23 protein-coding genes and 1 riboswitch are annotated in these 22,235 nt (G+C 58.3%); of the genes, 13 read left to right on the top strand and 10 right to left on the bottom strand.

Annotated features, from left to right (window positions below):
• The first annotated feature begins 200 nt into the window (after positions 1–200).
• The gene (brnQ, locus tag BN1118_RS15700) at positions 201–1,535 is read left to right on the top strand and encodes a branched-chain amino acid transport system II carrier protein (RefSeq protein WP_043556994.1); all 1,335 of its coding nucleotides are present in this window, start codon (positions 201–203) and stop codon (positions 1,533–1,535) included.
• Positions 1,536–1,623: 88 nt separating this feature from the next.
• On the opposite strand, the gene BN1118_RS15695 is transcribed toward brnQ, so the two are convergent.
• On the bottom strand, positions 1,624–2,883 hold the full coding sequence (locus tag BN1118_RS15695; protein WP_043556992.1) for a sensor histidine kinase: 1,260 nt from the start codon (positions 2,881–2,883) through the stop codon (positions 1,624–1,626).
• Positions 2,884–2,907: 24 nt separating this feature from the next.
• On the opposite strand from BN1118_RS15695, the gene BN1118_RS21865 reads away from it, so the two are divergent.
• Positions 2,908–3,171 carry a hypothetical protein gene (locus BN1118_RS21865; RefSeq protein ID WP_156995053.1) on the top strand — a complete coding sequence of 88 codons (264 nt, stop codon included), beginning with the start codon at positions 2,908–2,910 and terminating at the stop codon, positions 3,169–3,171.
• Here the strand turns inward: BN1118_RS21865 and BN1118_RS15690 are convergent.
• On the bottom strand, positions 3,150–3,818 hold the full coding sequence (locus BN1118_RS15690; protein WP_043556991.1) for a response regulator transcription factor: 669 nt from the start codon (positions 3,816–3,818) through the stop codon (positions 3,150–3,152). The two genes, BN1118_RS21865 and BN1118_RS15690, sit on opposite strands and share 22 nt — an antisense overlap.
• Positions 3,819–3,908: 90 nt before the next feature.
• Between BN1118_RS15690 and BN1118_RS15685 the strand changes: the two genes are divergently transcribed.
• From BN1118_RS15685 to thiH, 9 genes are all read left to right on the top strand, one after another.
• Positions 3,909–4,325: a hypothetical protein gene (locus BN1118_RS15685; RefSeq protein WP_043556990.1), complete on the top strand. Its 417-nt coding sequence runs from the start codon at positions 3,909–3,911 to the stop codon at positions 4,323–4,325.
• A gap of 87 nt (positions 4,326–4,412) precedes the next feature.
• Entirely contained in the window at positions 4,413–4,892 is a 480-nt protein-coding gene (locus tag BN1118_RS15680) for a hypothetical protein (protein ID WP_043556988.1), read from the top strand.
• A gap of 295 nt (positions 4,893–5,187) precedes the next feature.
• Positions 5,188–6,669, top strand: coding sequence for a beta-barrel pore-forming toxin aerolysin (aerA, locus tag BN1118_RS15675; RefSeq protein WP_043556987.1), 1,482 nt, complete (start codon positions 5,188–5,190; stop codon positions 6,667–6,669).
• Between the two features lie 105 nt (positions 6,670–6,774).
• Positions 6,775–6,888: riboswitch (TPP riboswitch) on the top strand.
• Between the two features lie 279 nt (positions 6,889–7,167).
• Positions 7,168–9,174, top strand: coding sequence for a phosphomethylpyrimidine synthase ThiC (gene thiC, locus BN1118_RS15670; RefSeq protein WP_043556986.1), 2,007 nt, complete (start codon positions 7,168–7,170; stop codon positions 9,172–9,174).
• A complete protein-coding gene (gene thiE, locus BN1118_RS15665; protein ID WP_043556985.1) occupies positions 9,171–10,745 on the top strand; it encodes a thiamine phosphate synthase in 1,575 nt (524 codons plus the stop codon). The genes thiC and thiE overlap by 4 nt, the downstream gene beginning before the upstream one ends.
• Positions 10,735–11,508 (top strand): HesA/MoeB/ThiF family protein, encoded by a 774-nt coding sequence (locus BN1118_RS15660; RefSeq protein ID WP_043556984.1) that lies wholly within the window; start codon positions 10,735–10,737, stop codon positions 11,506–11,508. Before thiE ends, BN1118_RS15660 begins: the two co-directional genes overlap by 11 nt.
• Positions 11,505–11,717, top strand: coding sequence for a sulfur carrier protein ThiS (gene thiS / locus BN1118_RS15655; RefSeq protein ID WP_043556983.1), 213 nt, complete (start codon positions 11,505–11,507; stop codon positions 11,715–11,717). Before BN1118_RS15660 ends, thiS begins: the two co-directional genes overlap by 4 nt.
• A 1-nt stretch (position 11,718) precedes the next feature.
• Positions 11,719–12,486 (top strand): thiazole synthase, encoded by a 768-nt coding sequence (locus BN1118_RS15650; protein ID WP_043556982.1) that lies wholly within the window; start codon positions 11,719–11,721, stop codon positions 12,484–12,486.
• 35 nt (positions 12,487–12,521) lie between these two features.
• Positions 12,522–13,757, top strand: coding sequence for a 2-iminoacetate synthase ThiH (gene thiH, locus BN1118_RS15645; RefSeq protein ID WP_084214148.1), 1,236 nt, complete (start codon positions 12,522–12,524; stop codon positions 13,755–13,757).
• A 412-nt stretch (positions 13,758–14,169) separates the two neighbouring features.
• On the opposite strand, the gene BN1118_RS15640 is transcribed toward thiH, so the two are convergent.
• From BN1118_RS15640 to BN1118_RS15625, 5 genes are all read right to left on the bottom strand, one after another.
• Complete coding sequence (locus tag BN1118_RS15640) at positions 14,170–15,231, bottom strand: hypothetical protein (RefSeq protein ID WP_043556979.1); 1,062 nt, start codon at positions 15,229–15,231, stop codon at positions 14,170–14,172.
• A gap of 108 nt (positions 15,232–15,339) precedes the next feature.
• Positions 15,340–15,972: a hypothetical protein gene (locus tag BN1118_RS15635; RefSeq protein ID WP_043556978.1), complete on the bottom strand. Its 633-nt coding sequence runs from the start codon at positions 15,970–15,972 to the stop codon at positions 15,340–15,342.
• Between the two features lie 15 nt (positions 15,973–15,987).
• Entirely contained in the window at positions 15,988–16,215 is a 228-nt protein-coding gene (locus BN1118_RS21305; protein ID WP_084214146.1) for a DUF2188 domain-containing protein, read from the bottom strand.
• A gap of 304 nt (positions 16,216–16,519) precedes the next feature.
• Entirely contained in the window at positions 16,520–17,098 is a 579-nt protein-coding gene (locus BN1118_RS15630) for a GNAT family N-acetyltransferase (RefSeq protein ID WP_052449208.1), read from the bottom strand.
• A 22-nt stretch (positions 17,099–17,120) separates the two neighbouring features.
• The gene (locus BN1118_RS15625) at positions 17,121–17,756 is read right to left on the bottom strand and encodes a Vat family streptogramin A O-acetyltransferase (RefSeq protein ID WP_043556977.1); all 636 of its coding nucleotides are present in this window, start codon (positions 17,754–17,756) and stop codon (positions 17,121–17,123) included.
• 236 nt (positions 17,757–17,992) lie between these two features.
• On the opposite strand from BN1118_RS15625, the gene BN1118_RS15620 reads away from it, so the two are divergent.
• The gene (locus BN1118_RS15620) at positions 17,993–18,574 is read left to right on the top strand and encodes a hypothetical protein (protein ID WP_043134944.1); all 582 of its coding nucleotides are present in this window, start codon (positions 17,993–17,995) and stop codon (positions 18,572–18,574) included.
• 98 nt (positions 18,575–18,672) lie between these two features.
• Here BN1118_RS15620 and BN1118_RS15615 read toward each other — a convergent pair whose 3' ends face one another.
• The 3 genes from BN1118_RS15615 to BN1118_RS15605 all read right to left on the bottom strand — a co-directional run bounded on the left by BN1118_RS15615 (position 18,673) and on the right by BN1118_RS15605 (position 20,415).
• A complete protein-coding gene (locus tag BN1118_RS15615; protein ID WP_043556976.1) occupies positions 18,673–19,275 on the bottom strand; it encodes a DUF642 domain-containing protein in 603 nt (200 codons plus the stop codon).
• Between the two features lie 262 nt (positions 19,276–19,537).
• Positions 19,538–19,951, bottom strand: a complete 414-nt coding sequence (locus BN1118_RS15610) for a GNAT family N-acetyltransferase (RefSeq protein ID WP_043556975.1) — start codon at positions 19,949–19,951, stop codon at positions 19,538–19,540.
• A gap of 146 nt (positions 19,952–20,097) precedes the next feature.
• Positions 20,098–20,415 (bottom strand): DUF6968 family protein, encoded by a 318-nt coding sequence (locus tag BN1118_RS15605; protein WP_043556974.1) that lies wholly within the window; start codon positions 20,413–20,415, stop codon positions 20,098–20,100.
• 370 nt (positions 20,416–20,785) lie between these two features.
• Here BN1118_RS15605 and BN1118_RS15600 point away from each other — a divergent pair, with 370 nt between their 5' ends.
• Complete coding sequence (locus BN1118_RS15600) at positions 20,786–21,676, top strand: sensor domain-containing diguanylate cyclase (protein WP_043556973.1); 891 nt, start codon at positions 20,786–20,788, stop codon at positions 21,674–21,676.
• Positions 21,677–22,235: the final 559 nt, after the last annotated feature.

The following is a 22,235-nucleotide window of genomic DNA, read 5'->3' as shown; positions in this document are numbered from 1 at the left end:
GGCTTAATTATTTTCTGGATGAAGTGACTGGATTGCGGTGCCGCACTTGCCTCTCGGTGGCACAAACGCTCTACTTGGCGCCCTTCGCACGTCGCGGAACATAAAAATTTAATAAAACTATCTGCGGATTTCTTGCACGAATACCCCATTCGCGCCGACTTCCGTCATGATTTTACCTTGTCATAGGCAGACTACGCAGCATGAATAACCAAAAATTAACATCCAGAGACATAGTCGCTCTGGGCTTCATGACCTTCGCGCTCTTCGTCGGCGCAGGCAACATCATATTCCCACCCATGGTCGGATTGCAGGCCGGTGAGCAGGTGTGGAGCGCCGCCGCCGGCTTCCTGCTGACTGCGGTCGGTCTGCCGGTGCTCACAGTAGTGGCGCTGGCCAAGGTGGGGGGCGGTGTGGATGCCCTGAGTGCGCCCATCGGCCGCAAGGCCGGGCTGCTGCTTGCCACCGTCTGCTATCTGGCCGTGGGACCGCTGTTTGCCACTCCGCGCACGGCGACCGTCTCCTACGAGGTGGGGCTGGCGCCCCTGTTCGGCGACGATGGCTCGGCCCTGCTGATCTACAGCCTGGTCTACTTCAGCCTGGTGATCGGCATCTCCCTCTACCCGGGCCGGCTGCTCGACACAGTGGGCCACGTGCTTGCTCCGATCAAGATCCTGGCGCTGGCGGCGCTGGGCCTCGCCGTTCTGTTGTGGCCTGCCGGTTCTGCCATCCCTGCCATCGAGATCTACCAGCATCAGCCTTTCTCCAACGGCTTCGTCAATGGCTACCTCACCATGGACACCCTGGGGGCCATGGTGTTTGGCATCGTCATCGTCAACGCGGCCCGCTCGCGCGGGGTGAGCAGCGCCAAGTTGCTCACCCGTTACACCATACTGGCCGGCCTCATCGCCGGGATGGGCTTGACCCTGGTCTACCTCAGCCTGTTCCGCCTCGGCTCGGTGAGCGGTGAACTTGTGCCCCATGCCCAGAATGGCGCCGAGATCCTGCACGCCTACGTCCAGCACACCTTCGGCAGCATGGGCAGCGGTTTCCTGGCGCTGCTCATCTTCATCGCCTGTCTGGTGACGGCCGTTGGCCTGACCTGTGCCTGTGCCGAGTTCTTCGCCCAGTACCTGCCGCTCTCCTACCGTACCCTGGTGTTGCTGCTGGGCGGCTTCTCCATGCTGGTTTCGAACCTGGGGCTGAGCCACCTGATCCAGCTCTCGGTGCCGGTGCTGACCGCCATCTATCCCCCCTGCATAGTGCTGGTGGTGCTGAGCTTCACCCTGCGCTGGTGGGGCAATGGCACCCGGGTGGTGGGGCCTGTCATGCTGATCAGCCTGCTGTTCGGTCTGATCGACGGGCTCAAGGCTTCGGCCCTGGCCGACCTGTTGCCTGCCTGGAGCCTGGCTCTGCCCCTGAACGAGCAGGGGCTGGCCTGGCTGCCGCCCTCGCTGTGCGCTCTGCTGCTGGCGGCCCTCTGGGATCGCCTGCAGGGTCGTCCACAGGTGGCGTCTGTCAGTAAGAGCGCGGCCTGAATGAAAAAACCGGCCCCTTGGCCGGTTTTTATTTTGCCGGGCTAGCGCTTCGGCAATCAACAAGGCGCCCTCGGGCGCCTTGTTGTTTTTACTCTCGCATCGCCAGTCTGGCGCTGAAGATGCCGTCCTCCAGCCGGGTCTCTATCTGCCAGCCCAGCTTCTCGCAGATGCGCTGGATGATGGTGAGGCCGCAGCCGTAGCCCAGGATCTGATCCGGCGCGGCCGCCGTCGGGTTGCTGATGGTGAGCAGGGGCCCGCACAGCTCGATCTCTATGTGTCCCTCGGCATAGCTGAGGGCGTTCTTGAGCAGGTTGCCGAGCGCGATGGCGAGCAATGAGAGGGGGGCGTTCACCTCGCTCTCCTCGTCCAGATGCAGCCGGATGTCCAGCGTCCCCCGCTGCAACAGCGGGGCCAGGCGCGCCAGCTCCTGCTGGATCAGTGGGGCTACCCGTTGTGGGGGACGCTCCACCGCCTCCTTGCGGCCCAGCAGCAGGAAGGTCTCGGTGAGCAGTGCCATCTCGTCGGCGGCGGCGCGAATGCGCAGGGTGGCGCGGGCGGCCGGAGCCGGCAGGTCAGTCACCTTGCCAAGCAGGGCGGCGGACCCCTGGATCACCATGTTGGGGGTGCGCAGCTCGTGGCTGGCGAAGCGGCTGAACTCCTGTTCGCGGGCGAACACGGCGGCCACCTCGTGCTTGCCGGTCAGCAGCGCCAGCTCTATGTCCCGCAGCTCCTGCCAGGGGGCGTCGGGTACGAAATCCGCCTGATCCGGCGTGAGATGAGCCACCCGTTGACGCAATCGCTCAAGGGGGCGCGTGATGTGGCGCACCAGCCAGATGCCGAAGCCGATGCAGGCGAGCAGCAGGGCCAGCCCGATCAGCCGGGTCGCCAGATGCAGCTGGTCTTCATAGGGATCAAGGTAATCGTCGGCGTCATCGTTGAATACCAGATAGAGCAGCCCCTCGCCGGACGGATGGGGCCGCACCAGGAAGTGCTTGTCTTCATCCCCCAGCACATGTTCGTAGAAGCCCGGGCTCTGATAGGGCTTGAGCCAGGCGGGCAGCCGGCCGGCCTGGGTCCAGTAGCTGGAGAACTGACGCGGGCTGGGGGCGGGGGCCGCCACGCCGAGCCGCAGCCAGTCATCGTTGTAGCGGGTCACCTCGGCTTCCAGCCAGTGACGCAGGCTCAGCTCCTCCATCTTGTCTTCGGCCACCACCATCAGCAGGCTGATGATGATCAGCAGCAGCATGCCGGCCCCGCTCAGGGTCAGGATCAGGCGACGGCGCAAGCTGGGCAGGCTGTCCTGGGCATCTGGCCGTGTCTGGTCAAGGCCCTCTGCAGGCTGGTCCATTGAGTCACCCGATGGGGATGGCTCATGGCCTCCGGGTTTGGTCATGGGGTCACCAGTCGCTGGTCGGTCATGGCCTCCGGGTTTGGTCATGGGGTCATCAGTCGCTGGTCGGTCATGGCCTCCGGGTTGGGTCATGGGGTCACCAGTCGCTGGTCGGTCATGGCTTCCGGGTTTGGTCATGGGGTCGCCAGTCGCTGGTCGGTCATGGCTTCCGGGTTTGGTCATGGGGTCACCAGTCGCTGGTCGGTCATGGCCTCCGGGTTTGGTCATGAGGTCACCAGCCGATAGCCCTGACCGTGCAGGGTTTCCAGCATGGGGGTGGCAAAGGGCTTGTCGAGGGCGTTGCGCAGGGCATAGATGTGGCTGCGCAGGGCATCGGAGTCGGGCTCTTCATCGCCCCAGACGGTGTCGAGCACCTCCTGACGGCTTACCAGATGGGGGGCGCGACGCACCAGCAGGGTGAGGATCTGGAACGGGATCTTGCCGAGCTTGAGCTCGACCCCGGCCCGGGTGGCGCGGCCGCTGGCGGGATCCAGCGTCAGCTCGCCCACGCACAGCGCCCCCATGTCGCTGCGGGGGCCGCGCAGGGCCAGCGCCTGCAGCCGCACTTCCAGCTCCTCCATGGCGAAGGGCTTGACCAGATAGTCATCGCCACCGGCCCGAAAGCCCGCCAGCTTGTCATCCAGGCTGTCGCGGGCGGTGAGAAACAGCACCGGGGTCGCGACCCCGTCGGCTCTCAGCCGCTCTACCGTGCTCAGACCGTCCAGGCGTGGCATCATGACGTCCATTATGATGACGTCGAAGCGCTGCTGCGCCAGCAGTTGCAGCGCTGCCTGACCGTGATAGGCACAGTCCATCCTGTGCCCGGCCAGCTCCAGGTAATCCATGATGGTTTCCGCCACCTGGGGATTGTCTTCCACCACCAGTATTTTCATGTTTTGATCTCCTGGTTTTGACCGGCATTTCACGCTCGTCTCACACCGGACAAGCCATCCTGTGTGGCAGTGTAACCCCGAGGATCCCCGATGAAGAAGTCTCTCTGCGCGCTCTTGCTGTTTATCTTGTTGCCACTTGGCACCGCGCAGTCGGCCGAGTTCAAGTTGACCGGCCGCACCACCTGGCAGCTGGGCCAGCTGATGGTCAACGGCATTCCCTTCGTGCTCGATGAAGGGACCCGCTTCAAGGACGGGCTGAGCGAGGACGATCTCGGTGGCACCTGGGTCGATCTGGAAGGGGTGATGGAGGGCGAGCTGAGGGTGATCCGAGAAGTGGAGGCGCTGGAGGAGGGCGATGAGATGGAGCTGGAAGGGCCGGTCGCAGAGGGGCGTATCTGGGGATATGTCACTTCGGATGACAGCCTGGCCCCCTTCGAAGGCCGCTGGCTGGAGCTGGAGTGCAAGTTTGACGGCATGCGGTTGAGCCGCTGCCGCGAGGACGACTGAACATCAGCTTCAATTGTCTACCGGCAAAATGGCCTGCCCAGATCCATAGTTAAACCTCGACACGAGTTTGACCATGGGCTTATTGCTATGACGCGCACCTCCCTTCTGTTGCTGGCACTGCCGCTCTGCACCCTGGCCGCCGATGGCGAGCTCTGGCTGGTGGAACTGGAACACAACGACGGCATTCGCCTGCAATTTCAGGGCGCTGAACTGGAACTGGGCAGTGCACGCCTGAGCGGGGTTAGCCACGCTGGCGAGCTCAGACCCGGCATGCGGCTCGCCATCCTCAGCCGTGACGGGGTCGCCGAACGGATAGACATGGCCGACGCCATCGCCGGATTCTTGCCGACCAGCCAGTGGTGCCGGGCCGAAGCCTCCCTGCTGGCCGTCACGGGCAGCGTCCTGCGGCTGGAGGGCCTCGGCGTGCTGGCCTTCGATGACGACACCCGCTGGCTCAACGGCGGTCCCGCCGATCTGCAACCGGGTCGCCAGCTGGTGCTGAGCCGCGATGAAACGGGCCGGGTAACCGAGATCCTGATCCCCAACCCCGAGGATGAACCGGAATAAGGATCATGCAGCCAAACGCTTAATATTTATTTTGCTAAATTAGAAATATCTTTTTTATCTATATTCCAAAAGATGATTAAGTGACGAATAAAATAATAGAGTGAGTGCTCTGATATTATACCAATCAATATTGAATGAAGTTCAATTTATGATTTTGTTAATATGTTGTGCATATTAAAGTGTGGGTTGGATCGCATATTGAGATTAATATGACTGATATTGTCGTACTCACATGCCACCCGCTGATATATAAAGTTGGTGAATGCATGTCAATGTTCAATATATTGGGGTTGCTATGCAAAAATTAAAACTAACTGGCTTGTCATTAATCATATCCGGCCTGCTGATGGCACAGGCGCAAGCGGCTGAGCCCGTCTATCCAGACCAGCTTCGCTTGTTTTCATTGGGCCAAGGGGTCTGTGGCGACAAGTATCGCCCCGTCAATCGAGAAGAAGCCCAGAGTGTTAAAAGCAATATTGTCGGCATGATGGGACAATGGCAAATAAGCGGGCTGGCCAACGGATGGGTCATTATGGGGCCGGGTTATAACGGTGAAATAAAACCAGGGACAGCGTCCAATACCTGGTGTTATCCGACCAGTCCTGTTACCGGTGAAATACCGACACTGTCTGCCCTGGATATTCCAGATGGTGACGAAGTCGATGTGCAGTGGCGGCTGGTACACGACAGTGCGAATTTCATCAAACCAACCAGCTATCTGGCCCATTACCTCGGTTATGCCTGGGTGGGCGGCAATCACAGCCAATATGTCGGTGAAGACATGGACGTGACCCGTGATGGCGATGGCTGGGTGATCCGTGGCAACAATGACGGCGGCTGTGACGGCTATCGCTGTGGTGACAAGACCGCCATCAAGGTCAGCAACTTCGCCTATAACCTGGATCCCGACAGCTTCAAGCATGGCGATGTCACCCAGTCCGACCGCCAGCTGGTCAAGACAGTGGTGGGCTGGGCGGTCAACGACAGCGACACCCCCCAATCCGGCTATGACGTCACCCTGCGCTACGACACAGCCACCAACTGGTCCAAGACCAACACCTATGGCCTGAGCGAGAAGGTGACCACCAAGAACAAGTTCAAGTGGCCACTGGTGGGGGAAACCGAACTCTCCATCGAGATTGCTGCCAACCAGTCCTGGGCGTCCCAGAACGGGGGCTCGACTACCACCTCCCTGTCTCAGTCCGTGCGACCGACTGTGCCGGCCCGCTCCAAGATCCCGGTGAAGATCGAGCTCTACAAGGCCGACATCTCCTATCCCTATGAGTTCAAGGCCGATGTCAGCTATGACCTGACCCTGAGCGGCTTCCTGCGCTGGGGCGGCAACGCCTGGTATACCCATCCGGACAACCGTCCGAACTGGAACCACACCTTCGTCATAGGTCCGTACAAGGACAAGGCGAGCAGCATTCGCTACCAGTGGGACAAGCGTTACATCCCGGGTGAAGTGAAGTGGTGGGACTGGAACTGGACCATACAGCAGAACGGTCTGTCTACCATGCAGAACAACCTGGCCAGAGTGCTGCGCCCGGTGCGGGCGGGGATCACCGGTGATTTCAGTGCCGAGAGCCAGTTTGCCGGCAACATAGAGATCGGTGCCCCCGTGCCGCTTGCGGCTGACAGCAAGGTGCGTCGTGCTCGCAGTGTTGACGGCGCTGGTCAGGGCCTGAGGCTGGAGATCCCGCTCGATGCGCAAGAGCTCTCCGGGCTTGGCTTCAACAACGTCAGCCTCAGCGTGACCCCTGCTGCCAATCAATAACGGCAGCGCGTTGTAGTGATGGAACCGGGCCTCTGGCCCGGTTTTTGTTTGCACTGGTCGGGCTTGTTAAAGGCTTGTGCTTTCCATTTCCCCACTTATACTGGCGCCATCTTGTCGGAGTGCCGACCGTCGAACGACGCGAGGCTGAGACCGTTAATTCGGGATCCGTGGAACCTGATCAGGCTAGCACCTGCGAAGGGAAACAAGGGTAACTTGCGGGTTGCCGCGCCGGGGGAGGGACAAGCCTCTCCCGCTCATCAAGAGGAGCCATTCCTCGATGAGTCAGGGCGCACAAGAGGGAGTCTGTCCCGTCCGGTCTGCCCAGGAGGGCGCCGTACGACCCACCTGACAAGGGGGGAGCCGGTCAGCAGAGCAGGGAGGAACAGATCCCGGGCTCGCTCCCTCTTGCGGCACAACTCACCCACAGGTTCATCACTTCTCCTCGAACTCCAGGCAAGCAAACACCCATAACTTCAATCAGTTAATGTGAGTTTTGCTATGTCTACCTCAAAAACTTCCGTGCCGGAAAATGCCAAGTCAGTCCCCGTCGGCCGCCGCGAGCAGCGCGCCAGTGCCCAGCGTTTTATCGACAATCTCAAGGGGATGGCCCATCCCAACTCCAGCCGCATCTTTATCGAAGGTTCTCGCCCCGATATCCGGGTGGGGCTGCGTGAAATTGCTCTGGCCGACACCCTGGTGGGGGGCAGCAAGGATAACCCGCAGTTCGAAGCCAACGAGCCAGTCCCCGTCTACGATACCTCGGGTGCCTACGGTGATGAGCATGCTGTCATCGATGTGCGTCTCGGTCTGCCGCGCCTGCGGGAAAACTGGGTACGGGAGCGCGGTGACACCGAAGAGCTCGATGATCTCAGCTCCGCCTTCACCCAGGAGCGTCTGGCCGATGAGGGGCTGGACCACCTGCGTTTCGATAACTTGCCCAAGCCCCGTTGTGCCAAGCCTGGCCGCCGGGTAACCCAGCTGCACTATGCCCGTCAGGGGCTGGTCACCCCCGAGATGGAATTTATCGCCATCCGCGAGAACATGGGCCGCGAGCGGGTGCGCTCCGAACTGCTGCTGCGCCAGCATCCGGGTCAGGGTTTCGGTGCCCGCCTGCCCGAGAACATCACCCCCGAGTTCGTGCGCGATGAGGTTGCCGCTGGCCGCGCCATCATTCCCAACAACATCAACCACCCGGAAACCGAGCCCATGATCATAGGCCGCAACTTCCGGGTGAAGATCAACGCCAACATAGGCAACTCTGCGGTCAGCTCCAGCATTGAAGAGGAGGTGGAGAAGCTGGTCTGGTCCACCCGCTGGGGCGCCGACACCGTCATGGATCTCTCCACCGGTCGCAACATCCACGAGACCCGCGAGTGGATCCTGCGCAACAGCCCTGTGCCCATCGGCACTGTGCCCATCTATCAGGCGCTGGAAAAAACCAACGGCATCGCCGAAGACCTCACCTGGGAGCTGTTCCGCGACACCCTGCTTGAACAGGCCGAGCAGGGTGTGGATTACTTCACCATCCATGCCGGCGTGCTGCTGCGCTACGTACCCATGACCGCCAAACGCCTCACCGGCATTGTCTCCCGGGGCGGCAGCATCATGGCCAAGTGGTGCCTGTCGCACCACAAGGAGAACTTCCTCTACCAGCATTTTCGCGAGATCTGCGAGCTGTGCGCCGCCTATGACGTGGCCCTGTCGCTTGGGGACGGCCTGCGTCCCGGCTCAGTCTATGACGCCAACGACGAGGCCCAGTTTGCCGAGCTGCGCACCCTGGGCGAGCTCACCAAGATCGCCTGGGAGTACGACGTCCAGGTGATGATAGAGGGGCCGGGCCATGTGCCCATGCACATGATAGAGCGCAACATGACGGAGCAGCTTGAGCACTGTCACGAGGCGCCTTTCTATACCCTGGGCCCGCTCACCACCGACATAGCTCCCGGTTATGATCACTTCACCTCCGGCATAGGCGCCGCCATGATCGGCTGGTATGGCTGCGCCATGCTCTGCTACGTCACCCCCAAGGAGCACCTGGGGCTGCCGAACAAGGAGGACGTGAAGCAGGGCCTCATTACCTACAAGATCGCCGCCCACGCCGCTGACTTGGCCAAGGGTCACCCCGGTGCCCAGATCCGCGACAACGCCATGTCCAAGGCGCGCTTCGAGTTCCGTTGGGAGGATCAGTTCAACCTGGCGCTGGATCCCGAAACCGCCCGCGCCTATCACGACGAGACCCTGCCCCAGGAGTCCGGCAAGGTGGCGCACTTCTGCTCCATGTGCGGTCCCAAGTTCTGCTCCATGAAGATCACCCAGGACGTGCGCGACTACGCGGCCAGTCTGGAGGCGGTCGAGGTGAAACTGGTGGGCATGGATGGGCAGCAGGAGCGGGTAGTGGCCGAGGTGGAAAGCGGCATGGCGCAGATGGCAGAAACCTTCAAAGAGAAGGGGAGCGAACTCTACCATCAGGCGGCGGCCCTCAAACCGGCGCGGGAGGAGGCATGAACAGCCGACCCATCGTCTGGACCATAGCCGGTTCAGATTCCGGGGGCGGTGCCGGCATTCAGGCCGATCTGCATACCTTGCACGATCTCGGCGTGCACGGTTGCTCTGTCATCACCGCCATCACGGCCCAGAACTCGGTGGCGGTGAAGATGGTCGATCCCGTGCTGATGCAGACTTTCACCGCCCAGATCGACGCTCTCGGCGTCGACTTGCCCCCGGCGGCCATCAAGATAGGCTTGTTGCCGACCCGGCTCCATGTGGAGGTATTGGCCCGGCGGCTCGACACCCTGACTGCGCCCTTTGTGGTCTACGACCCGGTCGCCATCGCCAGCACTGGCACCCCCATGGCCGAAGCCAACATGCTGGCGGCGGTGCGTGAGCACCTGCTGCCGCGCCTCTCCCTCATCACCCCCAACGGCCCCGAGCTGGAAGCGCTGACCGGCATTCCCGCCAGCAGCCCTGAACTGGTGCGGGCGGGGGCGGCGCGACTGCGGGAACTCGGCGCCCGCGCCGTGCTGGTCAAGGGCGGGCATCTGGGCTGGAGCGACGAGCTCTGCCTCGATTACTACCAGGACGAGCACCGCGAGTTCTGGCTAGGGGCGCCACGCCTCGACACCCGCCATGGCCACGGCACCGGCTGCTGCTACGCCAGCGCCATCGCCGCCGTGGTGGCGCAGGATCATCCGGTCGATGACGCCATCACGCTGGCGCGCGCCTACCTGCAGCAAGGCTTGGCGGGGGCGCAAGGGGTGGGGGCCGGCCCGGGCCCCATAGCCCATCTCGGCTGGCCGACCAGCCTCGCGCACTTCCCCCGCGCCGTACTGGTGGGGTCGAATCTCGATCGCCGCTTTGGTCTCTATCCCGCCAGCGAGGCCCGCCTGCCGGATGGCCCCTTCGCCCGGACCGAACATCGGCTCGGCCTCTATCCTGTGGTGGATTCGGTCAAGTGGCTCAGGCGCCTGCTGGGGGCCGGGGTCAAGACCATCCAGCTGCGCATCAAGAACCTGCCCGCCGCTCAGGTGGCGCCAGCGATAGCCGAGGCGGTGGCGCTCGGTCGCCGCTTTGGTGCGCGGCTCTTCATCAACGACTATTGGCAGCAGGCCATAGCCGCCGGTGCCTGGGGCGTGCATCTGGGGCAGGAGGACATGGAGACGGCGGATCTCGCCGCCATCCAGGCCGCCGGCCTGCGCCTCGGTCTCTCCACCCACGGCTACTTCGAGCTGATGCGGGCCCGGGAGCTGGCCCCTTCCTACATAGCGCTGGGTCATATCTTCCCTACCACCACCAAGCAGATGCCGTCCCGCCCGCAGGGGCTGGTGCGGCTGCAACGCTACCAGGCACTCATGTGCGACTGGCCGACGGTCGCCATCGGCGGCATCGGCGAGGATAGAGTGGCTGCGGTGCAGGCAAGCGGGGTGGGCAGCATTGCCCTGGTCTCTGCCATCACGGCCAGCGACGACTGGCAGGGGGCCACAGCCCGACTGCTGGCGGCCGTGGGGGCGGGGGATGAGCCCTGCTCTGCGCTTACCCATAAGGCCATCACGCAGCAGGAGGCCGATCATGCTCTCTGATGCTGAATACCTGCGCTACGGCAGGCAACTGATGCTGAGCGAAATCGGCGAAGCGGGGCAGGCGAGGCTGAAAGAGGCATCCGTGCTGATCATCGGCCTCGGCGGGCTCGGCTCACCGCTGGCGCTCTATCTGGTCGGAGCCGGGGTGGGCACCCTCTGGCTGGCCGACGGCGACGTGGTGGATTCCAGCAACCTGCCGCGCCAGATCCTGTTCGATTCCGAGGCGGTCAATCGCTCCAAGGCCGAGCTGGCCCGCGAGCGGTTGGCAGCCCACAACCCCCATGTGGAGCTGATCGCCATCAATCAGCGGCTCGATGAGCAGAACCTGCCAGCCTTCGTGGCCGAGGTGGATCTGGTTGTCGACTGCTGCGACAACCTGGCCAGCCGCCACGCCATCAACGCCGCCTGCGTGGCTTATAACAAGCCCTGGATCTCGGCCGCCGCCGTCGGCTGGCAGGGTCAGCTGATGGTGCGAACTGCTCCCGAACAGGCCTGCTATGCCTGCCTCTATCCGCTGGATACCCGCATCACGGAGAGCTGCCAGAGCAGCGGTGTCGCAGGCCCGCTGGTGGGTGTGATGGGCGCCCTGCAGGCGCTGGAAGCCCTGCGTCTGCTGCTGGGCAAACCCAGCCCGGTGGCGGGCACATTGCGCCGTTTCGATGCCCTGACCCACGAGTGGCTGACCCTGGGGTTGTCCCCCGATCCCGCCTGCCCTGTGTGCGGCGGCGTTACCTTTGCCCAGCCCATGGAGGATGCGCAATGAAGATCCGATTGAACGACAGCGAGCTGGTGCTGACGACCAGCCCGGATAGCCAGATCTGCGTGGCCGAGCTGCTGGCGGCCCGCGAGGTTGCCCCGCAGGGGGTGGCGGTGGCCCTCAACGGTGCCGTGCTGCCCCGCAGCCGCTGGCCAGACACCCGACTCAATGACGGGGACCAGATCCACCTTTTCACCGCCATCGCCGGAGGCTGAGATGCTGACCATAGCCGACCATGAATTTTCGTCCCGTCTCTTTACCGGCACCGGCAAGTTTGCCCGCCCGGATCTGATGGCTGCCGCCATCGAAGCAAGCGGCTCCCGGCTGGTGACCATGGCCATCAAGCGCCTCGAACCCGGCAAGCGCCACGACGATATCCTCACCCCGCTGCTGGCACTCGGGGTCAAGCTGCTGCCCAACACCTCGGGCGCCAAGACAGCCGCCGAGGCGGTGTTTGCCGCCCATCTGGCCCGGGAGGCGCTCGGCACAAACTGGCTGAAACTGGAGATCCACCCCGATCCCAAATACCTGCTGCCCGATCCCATAGAGACCCTCAAGGCCGCCGAACAGCTGGTGAAAGAGGGTTTCGTGGTGCTGCCCTACTGCGGGGCCGATCCCGTGCTCTGCAAGCGGCTGGAAGAGGTGGGCTGCGCCGCTGTGATGCCGCTCGGTGCCCCCATCGGCTCCAATCAGGGGCTGGTGACCCGGGATTTCCTCGCCATCATCATCGAACAGGCGCGGGTGCCCGTGGTGGTGGATGCGGGGATAGGTGCGCCGAGCCACGCCGCCGCGGCCTTTGAGCTGGGCGCCGATGCTGTGCTGGTCAACACAGCCATCGCCGTGAGTCGGGATCCGGTCGCCATGGGCCGCGCCTTCGCGCTCGCCTGTGAGGCTGGTCGCAGCGCCTATCTGGCGGGCCTCGGCGCGCGCGGCCTGCAAGCCAGCGCCTCCAGCCCGCTTACCGATTTTCTGGAGGCCTTATGAGTCATGATACGGGCTCAGGGCGAGAGCCAATCGTAATGTCCTCTTTCGACGCGTCCCCCGACTCTGCCGCACTGCGCCCCCCTCTCCCTTTGGGAGAGGGGCTGGGGGTGAGGGCTCCGGGGGTGAGGGAGTTTGAATCGAAGGAAGCCGCTCCCTCCTTTCTAGACCGTTGGCGCGAGCTGGAGTGGGACGATATCGGCATGCAGATCCGCGCCAAGACGACCCGGGATGTGGAGCTGGCCCTCGGCAAGCCCCGTCGCAATCTGCAGGATTTTATGGCGCTGATCTCGCCAGCCGCCGAGGCGTTTTTGCCGCAGATGGCGGCCGAGGCCGAGCGCCTCACCCGCCAGCGTTTCGGCAATACGGTGGGCTTCTATGTGCCCCTCTATCTGTCGAACCTCTGTGCCAACGACTGCTCCTACTGCGGTTTTTCCATGAGCAATCGCTTGAAGCGCAAGACGCTGGATGCAGAGGAAATTGAGCGCGAATGTCTGGCCATCAAGGCGCGCGGCTTCGACAGCGTGCTGCTGGTGACCGGCGAGCACGAGAGCAAGGTGGGCATGGCCTATTTTCGTGAGCACTTGCCGCAGATCCGCCGCCATTTCAGCGCCTTGGCGATGGAGGTGCAGCCACTGTCGCAGGCCGATTACGCCGAGCTCAAAACCCTGGGGCTGGATGCCGTCATGGTCTATCAGGAGACCTATCACGCCCCCAGTTACGCCCGCCATCACCTGCGCGGCAACAAGCAGGACATAGAGTGGCGGCTCGCCACCCCGGAGCGGCTGGGCCGGGCCGGCATCGACAAGATAGGGTTGGGGGTGCTGATCGGCCTCTCTTCGGACTGGCGCGCCGACAGCTATTTCGTGGCCGAGCACCTGAGCTGGCTTGAGCGCCACCACTGGCAGAGCCGCTATTCGCTCTCCTTCCCGCGCCTGCGTCCCTGCACCGGCGGCCTGCAGCCCGAGGTGGTGATGTCGGACAGGCAGCTGGTGCAACTTATCTGTGCCTGGCGCCTCTTCTCGCCGACCCTGGAGTTGTCGCTCTCCACCCGCGAGTCGCCTGCGTTTCGCAACGGCGCCCTGCGCCTCGGCATCACCCAGATGTCGGCGGAATCGCGCACCCAGCCGGGTGGCTATGCGGAGGGGGACAAAGAGGAGCTGGAGCAGTTCGCCATCCACGACGCTCGCCCGCTGGGTGAGGTCGCCGATGCTGTCAGGCAGGCTGGGTTGCAGCCGGTGTTCAAGGACTGGGAGGCGTTTTTGGGCCGATAGGGGCGGCCAGGCCCCCCTTTGCCGGTGGCATCCGGGCGTCCAGCCAGACTCCGTGCCTGTGGTGAGAGGCACGGCTGCGCCGTGCAGGACGCGAGGCCGTTGGCCTCGAAGGGGTTTCGCCCGCCCTTCGGGCTTGGGCGAGTGACTTTGGAAAGACCCAAAGTCACCAAAGGTCTTCTCCCCCACCAATCCGACCGCTACGCGGTTTCCCTCGGGTCAGGTACAAGGTCGGACGGAGCGCCGCAGACGGCACATCCCTGTGCCGGCTGCGTCTGCGCCATCATCCCTGATGGCGCTCCTGACCTTGCCCCTTCCCCTCGGCTGATTGGAGGGGGAACTAAAACCGTACCCGCCATAACCTCGGGGCATCGTAGGGCAAATTAAGCGGAGTGCACTGCATCGCTGTTACAACCTATATAGATGCTATATCTAACTTGTTATTTAAATCAGCTATTAATGATTGGCGATACTCAATTGTCCAGTTTTCTTTTCTGTAAATTCTTTTGGAAAATCCACTCGGTTCTTTCGTTATTTTATTTATATACTTTAGCTCGCTATCATCTAGATAACAAAGAAGTGGTTCTAAACTCCCTGAGTTTTGTATATCAACAGCACTTCTTAATAGGTGTCTGAATGCCTTGTCATCACTTGCATAAAGACACTCTTGCTCTCCTTTTCTTTTTGTCCAATCTTGGAAGTATTTATTCATGGCATATAAATCCCATGTCATGTTGTATAACGCCTGCTTTCTTGTTAAAGCCGTATCAGTGTGCTTGTACTTCATCATTCGTTTTATTGGCTTTTTACTGAAAAATACAGATGCATATGTAATACATACAAGAGACAATCTAAAGTCTGTGATCATCCATTCGATGACATTCTTCAGTTTTTCCTCTCTTTTTTTGTTCGTATGCAGGGACATATAAACAATGTACTGTATGATTACATATAGAGAGTCCCAATCAGTTAGCCTTTCGTACCTAGTAAGATTTTCTTGGGTAGATGAGTGGTCAATCTCATGAAAGTTATCAGGTATGACTCTTTCTAATTCACCATAAAAATATCTAACCAATTGCTCATTGCTAGTGTTGTTTATTCTGTGAAAAAGTTCTAAATCATGTGTTATTTCAGAAAGCTTACATTGATTGGTTTCGTAGTTTAATTTTTCATAAACAGCTAGCGTAGGGTCTAGCTCAATTTTTGCTATTTGGCAAAATAATACCAGGCCAATAGCATCTTTATATTCCTGTTTTGGTATGTGTTTTTTTGTGCTATTCAAAAGGAATTGATATACATTGACATCTAGGCATATTGTGTACTCGACTTGATTCACCTCACGGTTATATAAGTATCCTGAAAAATCATACTCCATGTCGTCATCTAGATTTGGAAAGTTATGAATCAACCACTTTCTTTCAACTAAACGCTCAAAGATATCAAGGAAGTATTCTGGGGCGCTATAAAGTATCTGCAAAATTATCTCCTTTCAATGAAGATATGAGCGCAATAAAAAGATCGTGTTTTTTACTGAGACGTCATATGTTGGTTGTGACCGAATGGCATCGGTGCCATTGATAGCTGGTCATGCAACATCCTTCATATCAGTGTTAACGAGTAACCAATTGTCTATATGTTTTAAAATTTCGGCTATTTGTAGATGTTCGATACTTTCGTGACCATCGTTTATAACAGCTCGATCATATAAATAAGCATGAAACTCATTGAACTTTTGCCATATTTTATTTCCGCTATGAGCACTAATGCTCTCGCTGACAACAAACCAGTCTCTGACCTCTTTCATTACTGTGGCAGCATCATCATTATGATTTATTATGTCAGACCCTGAAAGATCAGATAATGCCACTTGATATCTATATTTTTCTTTCTCTAGGATAAGGATCTTTTTTCTTGACCAAGCACCACCTTTTAAAAATTTAGTACCATAATCTATACCTAACTCAAAAGGCATATTCATTCGATATGGTTCATTTTCGGTAGAAGACATAATTCTTGATAAGTCATGGATTCCAAACTTAGACTCATTAATTAGGTTCGCAATTTTTGATATGCGTGATTCCGAAGAATCCAGACTTTCAAGAGATAGGCGAGGGAGATAACCTAGATACTTTATGGTGAAGATAATAGAAAGTAGCAACGGTTTGTAATCGCGGTCGAAAGGACAGTTAACAAAAACATTCCTATCAAAGTTTTCCATAGTTGAAGTCTACCTTTAACCTTTGGGTGGGCATTTATCATTGCCGTAGCTATTCTTCTCTCTAATAGTTCCATCTTTGCTATGGATATATAGTTCTGTGCTTTGATTTTGCGCAACTTGTTTACCCCATTCGATCGCTTCTGCCTGTGTTACGAAGTGTTTAGACGCTTTGTCAGAACCGCTACGTTTCACATCCCACCCGCCTTTAATGTTACTTACAACATGTTGTGATGGTTTAGCCATGATATCTCCTTAAATACGTTGTGACACTATGATTGCAGTATGTGAATCAGTATAGGTCTAGCCAGAGACTGTATGAAGTGTTTGGATGTAATAGTGTGATGTGGTCTGCTTTATTACATGGATGAGAAGCAGTTATATTCCATCTATAGGGTATTAGTCTTGTAAGTCAATGCCATTAACCAGATAAAATTCTCTGATCTTGCTTTCCATGCTCAATAGTCTTCCCGCCACGGGTGGCTTTATGCTCACCACTATTGTGACATTCTTGCAATGGGCTGATTGGCTTAGGGGAAGATTTAGGTCGCTATGACCTGCAGGGGATGTCTTGCGATAGAAGCCAGTCTGCGGGAACAAGGACGTAGATATGTGCATCAAGGGGCTGGTCATGAAGGAAGATGCGATTCCTTGCCCGGCATTCGAAGGTGGCCCCTGCGGCGATGGCAACCGCTTCGCTGGCTGTGTTGCCAACCCCCATCACGATCTCCAGCCGAAAGAGACCCAACTGCTGAAAGCCAAAATCACGCAGCAGGGCGACCGCCTGTCGGGCTATGCCTTGGCCTTGTCGGGATTGCCTCACCCAATAGCCGATATTGCCGTAGCGATGATGAGCTGCCAGCTGATTGATGCCGGCGCCACCCAATAGTTGGCCGGTGGCGGCGCAGAAGAGGCCCATATCATAGGCTCGCCCCGCCTCACGATCCTGATCGCAGGTGGCAAACCACCCCAGCGCCTTGTCCCGAGTGAATGAGTGGGTGCACCAGCTCATCCAGATACCGACCGTGTCGATGGATTCGTGCGCCGCGCGGACAAACTCATCGGCATCAGCCGGTTGGAAGGGGCGAATCACTATATTGGCATTGGCAAGGGGTGTGGTGATTTGCATTTGGCTTCCTGCTTGATGGTGTTTATCGTGCCGCAGCTTCCAGCGCGGCTATCTCGCCGCCGCCAATCAACTGCAAATTCTGGCTGATCTGCTCCACCGGCCAATTCCACCAGGCGAGGGTGTTGAGGCGGGCTATGGTGTCGTCGTCGAAGCGGTAGCGGATCACCTTGGCGGGGTTGCCGCCGACGATGGCGTAGGCGGGCACATCTGTGGTGACCACGGAGCGGGCGGCTATGATGGCGCCGTTGCCGACCTTGACGCCCGGCATGATAAGCGCGTCATAGCCTATCCAGACATCGTTGCCGATGACGGTATCTCCCTTGTAAGGAAGCGTGCCCGGTGCGGGGGCTGCGCTCTCCCAGCCGTTGCCGAAGATAAAGAAGGGGTAGGTGGAGAAGCCGGAGCTCTGGTGGTTGGCACCGTTCATGATGAACTTGACCCCGCGGGCGATGGCGCAGAACTTGCCGATGATGAGCTTGTCGCCGATGAAGGGGAAGTGGTATAGGACGTTGCGCTCAAAGCCTGCCGAGTCTTCCGGGTCGTCGTAATAGCTGTAATCGCCCACCTCGATATTGGGCCCCTTGATGGTGTTCTTGATAAAGCACACCTGGGGAAAGCCCTTCATGGGGTGGGGGTTGGCGGGATCGGGTCCGTGCAAGGTGTTCTCCTTTCGAATCTGTCAGCACAATACCGTAAAGGAAGTTGATGGCGGTCTGCCACCTTTTTGTGCTGCAGCACTGGCCGGGTGCGGGTTGGCCAGGCTCTGTCGTCCCGTGTCATCTGGCGTATCGACCCGGGACGGGTTTGTCTCTAGCATGGAGCCGATGCGGGGCAAGGGCTCCGCCACGGGCTTTTGGCAAAGTCCGTCCTACGGACTTTTGGCGGAGAGAAAAGATGAAGCTGCGTTCCTTGTTGATGGTAGGGGCTCTGTTGCTGGGCGGCTGTGCGGTCAATCCCTACGGTGGCACTCAGGCCCCGGTCAGTGAACCGGACCAGCCAGTGAGCCAGCCGGACAAACCTGTTACCAAGCCGGATACGGGGGCGCCCCTGCCCAAGCCGGTGGCCCCGACCGGGCTGGCGCTGGCCATGGCGGATGCCTTCGTGCAGGCCCCCGAGGTGCGGGAGCTGGTGAAGAGCGGCAATCCCGTGCTGCTGCTCACCCCGCCCCGAGACGGTACCAATGACGAGATCGATACCCGCACCATGGCGGCGGCCATGAGCAAGCGGATCCAGTCAAAAAGCGGTTTTCGTTTCGTCGATCCCGGTCAGGTGGCCGCCATCACGGGGCAGCTCGAGTATCAGCAGGGGGGCATGAACCCGGCATCTCTGGTGCGGCTTGGCCGCCAGACAGGAGCCGGTTACATGCTCTATGGGGATCTGGTGTCCGAGGGAAGTCGCTATCGGCTCACCATGAGCCTGATGGAGCTGCGCAGTGGCGAGCTGCTCTGGAACGGCAGCCGCTCTGCCAGTCACTGATAGCTAGAAAGGGTTGCAGGAGCAACGTTGCATGATTGCTCCTGCCTTCCCTGTTCTAAGGACAATTGATAACTCGGCTATGTGAATGCCAAGGCATATTAGTTGACGAGAATGGCACGAGGTTTGTTGAGTGGAACAACATTGACATCATCAAGGACGGTAAAGTGCTCCAATGAGTTGGTATCTGTTGTGAATTTTATAGTTGTACTCGCTTGGCTTGCCACAAAAGAGAATGAGAAATAAGTCCAGTCAATAGCATCGCTGCGTTCAGTCTTCAAGTTATAAACATAGTGTTCATCGCCGATCATGACATTCAGTTTGGCTGTTCCATCCCTGTTATAGTTTTTTTGAGTGCCAGCGTGAAATGTGACCAAGTACTTGGATCCAATCTTGGTTGGAAATGATTGCTCGATACCACCACCATTTTTTGAATAATAATTGTTGAGATCAATCACATAATCGCCGTCTGGTGTGTAGATCTTGCTGCCACCTGACGCGGACACGTGAGAAGACCACTCAACACCCTCACCCAAGGTTTTCCAGCCAGGGAGGCTGGTCTCGTCATTACCGGACAAGGTTTCCCAAATGGAGGGTCTGGCAGGCGAGTTTTCGAAACTGCCGTTGACTATCAATTGGTCACACTCATTGGCATAAACAAGATTGCTAAAAATGATGCCAAGTATTAATAGGAAATTTTTCATAGATAAACCCTCTTTGTTTTAAAAGGTGATTTTATAACAGACAACACATATGTCATATGTCCATATGGGGCTTGATAAGGAAGGTGTATTAGGTGGCTATATACAATGGGATTTATTGTAGGATGCTGTGTTAATGTCAGTTTTAATCACTGCTACCCATTAATAAAGTGGCATGCGATAACGCCGCATTTTTCATGCGGCGTCATTAAGTGTTTTGATTTAAAAATATTTTATTCGCAGTTCTATGCTGAGCTGCTCGGGCCTATTCAATCTTCTTCAGAAAATAGGTGATATGCCCCGGCGGCATATCCGGCAGTTCGCCAAAGACGGTGTAGCCCTGTTTCTGGTAGAAGGGCAGCGCCTGGAAGCTGGTGGTTTCCAGATGAAAGTGGGTGATGCCCTGGTCGCGGGCATATTGCTCCATGGCGCCGAGCAGGCGGGCGCCCCAGCCATCCTGGCGGATGCGCTCGTCGATCCAGAGCCAGTCCACGTGCAGCCAGCCCCACTTGATATCGGCTAGGATGCCGCCCAGCACCTTGCCCTGTTCATCCTTGATAAAGCTGGCGATCCGCTCGCGCGGATGTGTGCCCGCCTTGTCCGTGTTGTAGCCAGACAGGCCGATCCGCAGGGCATCGAGCTCCTCATCCTGCGGCGGTAGGGGTGGGGTCAGTCGCATATTGGCTCCAGGTCCATGAAAATAGCCTCAATAAATAATGGCTTGGACTCAATCTAGTCAAGTCCTCTGACCACGGAACCGGACATCCGCTATTGCCCTGTGACCCGTTTCGATGAGTAGATAAAGGCGTTGCTACCGGGGGCTCGTCAAATCTCGGGAAAATAGCAGGCGGCGATATCCACGGGCTGATCGGGGCAACCGGGCAGGTAGAATTGCCAGCCGGCGTCGGAGAAGGCACGCAGCTCATTTTCGACGAATCTCAGGGCCAGGCTCAGGGCCTGCAGGGCATCGATGCCATAGATGAAGGTCTTGTCGCTCAGCCCCTCCAGCTTCACCTTGCAGCGCCAGTCGCCACTGGCGGATTTGGGGTCCGGCTCCGGCGCCTTGATCGCCATTTTCAGGGTCACTTGCTCGCCTTCGATGCTCACGGCCTCGAACTTGGCGGTCACTATGCTCTTCTTCATCTGGATATCCTTTCTCCGCTTGCCCACAATCCTGTTTCGCCAAGGCGATGAGCATGAAATGGTGAGTCTGGACAGACAGCAAAGACAGACTCAGGAAGGCCAGCCTAATGGAAGCGAGGGCGGGAAACAATCTGCGCACGCACGGCCTGTGAGGTGGCTTGAATATCCGCGTGCCGCAGCCGACGAGTCTGGCTTGTTGCCTGTTTTTCATCCGCCCCAAGCTGACTGCGCATCTTATTTTCTTGAATGTGTTGATTAATATCCATTAATGACAGGATCCGTTATTGGCCCATAGCCAGCCTGGGTACGATAATCGGGATCAGGTGGCAAGTCTGGCGCCGCCTCTCGGCAATCGGATTAAGGAAATGGTATGGCTCTCTCGGTCAAACAACTATACGAAGTGATGGCCCAGCTGCCTGATCCTGTCTTCATCCTGAGCGAGGATGGTTACTACATCGAATACATAGGCGGCATGGAGCAGCAATCCTATCAGGATGGCAATCCGCTGGCGGGCAAGCGGCTGACCGATGTGCTGCCCGCCGATATGGCGCAGTGGGTGATGGAGCAAGTTGCCCTGGCCCTGAGCTCGGGCCAGGTGCAGGTGGTGGAATACGGCCTGGCGGCGGTGGAGGTGGTGGGGATCGATTCCTCGGTGGGGCCGCAGGGGGAGCAGAGGTTCGAGGGCAAGATAGCCCCGCTGCCATCTCGTTACGATGGCAAGCGGGCGGTGGCCTGGGTGACCCGCAGCATCACCCGCCAGTACGAGCTGCAGCAGCGGCTCAAGCTGCAGAGCGAGACCGACCAGCTCACCGGCCTCTACAACCGCCGCTTCTTCTTTGAACACTGCCAGCAGCAAAGGGTGAACCCCGAGAGCAGTGGCCTCATCATGCTGGATATAGATCACTTCAAGCAGATCAACGATCGCTTCGGCCATCAGCAGGGTGACAGGGCGTTGCAGCGTTTCTGCGAGTGCGTGGCGGCCCAGTTGCGGAGCGAAGACCTGTTTGTGCGCAGTGGTGGCGAAGAATTCCTGATCCTGTTGCCAAGGCTGGGTGAGTCAGAGCTATGCATGATAGCGGAGCGGATCCGTGCCGCCGTGGAGGCGCTGGCGCCTGATCCTGTGGCCTTCACCGTCAGTCTGGGCACGACTCTGGTGACGCCGGGGGAAGAGATCAACCTGGCATTGGCGCGTGCCGATGAGTGGTTGTATCGGGCCAAGCGGGCGGGGCGCAACCGGGTTGCTCATTGCCCGGCAACCTGATGACGGGGACTGTACTTGTTGCATGAAACAAGTTGATTTATATCGGTAAAATCCATCAATGACACCGATGTCAATTGGGTCGAAATATGACTCGCTTATTCCGCTGATATTCCCGGCTTGATGGTGCTAATATTATCGGCCTGATTGCTGATTTTATTCATGTTGTTGGACAACGCGCAGAGGTTTTGTCTTATGTTATCAGCCGGGAATGAACTGGTCATATTGAGACCAAAATGATACATCTCATTGTCTTTTGAAACAATTTTATTCAAACAGTCATGAATTATTAACCTTGACCTTTATGGCGATTTCAACGATGGTAGCGTGACATTCCCGTTTCATATTGGCTGTCTTATTGACCGCTGGCGGGTTTGCTTTTTCTACAATCTGGTGATGTGCACAGACATATCACCCGCCTATTACACGGGCTAATAAAATAACAAAGATGACAGACAAATAAGGTGTATATCGCAATGAGTATTGCTATTGCTGAAAAGAAGAACCCAGCTTCAAAGTTGAAATGGGAGAAAAGTGATTCGGTATGGACCATGGGCTTGTA

The organism is Aeromonas bestiarum (assembly GCF_000819745.1).
In the GTDB taxonomy this organism is placed as follows: Bacteria; Pseudomonadota; Gammaproteobacteria; order Enterobacterales; family Aeromonadaceae; genus Aeromonas; species Aeromonas bestiarum.
This window is presented reverse-complemented; position numbering and strand designations above follow the sequence as displayed.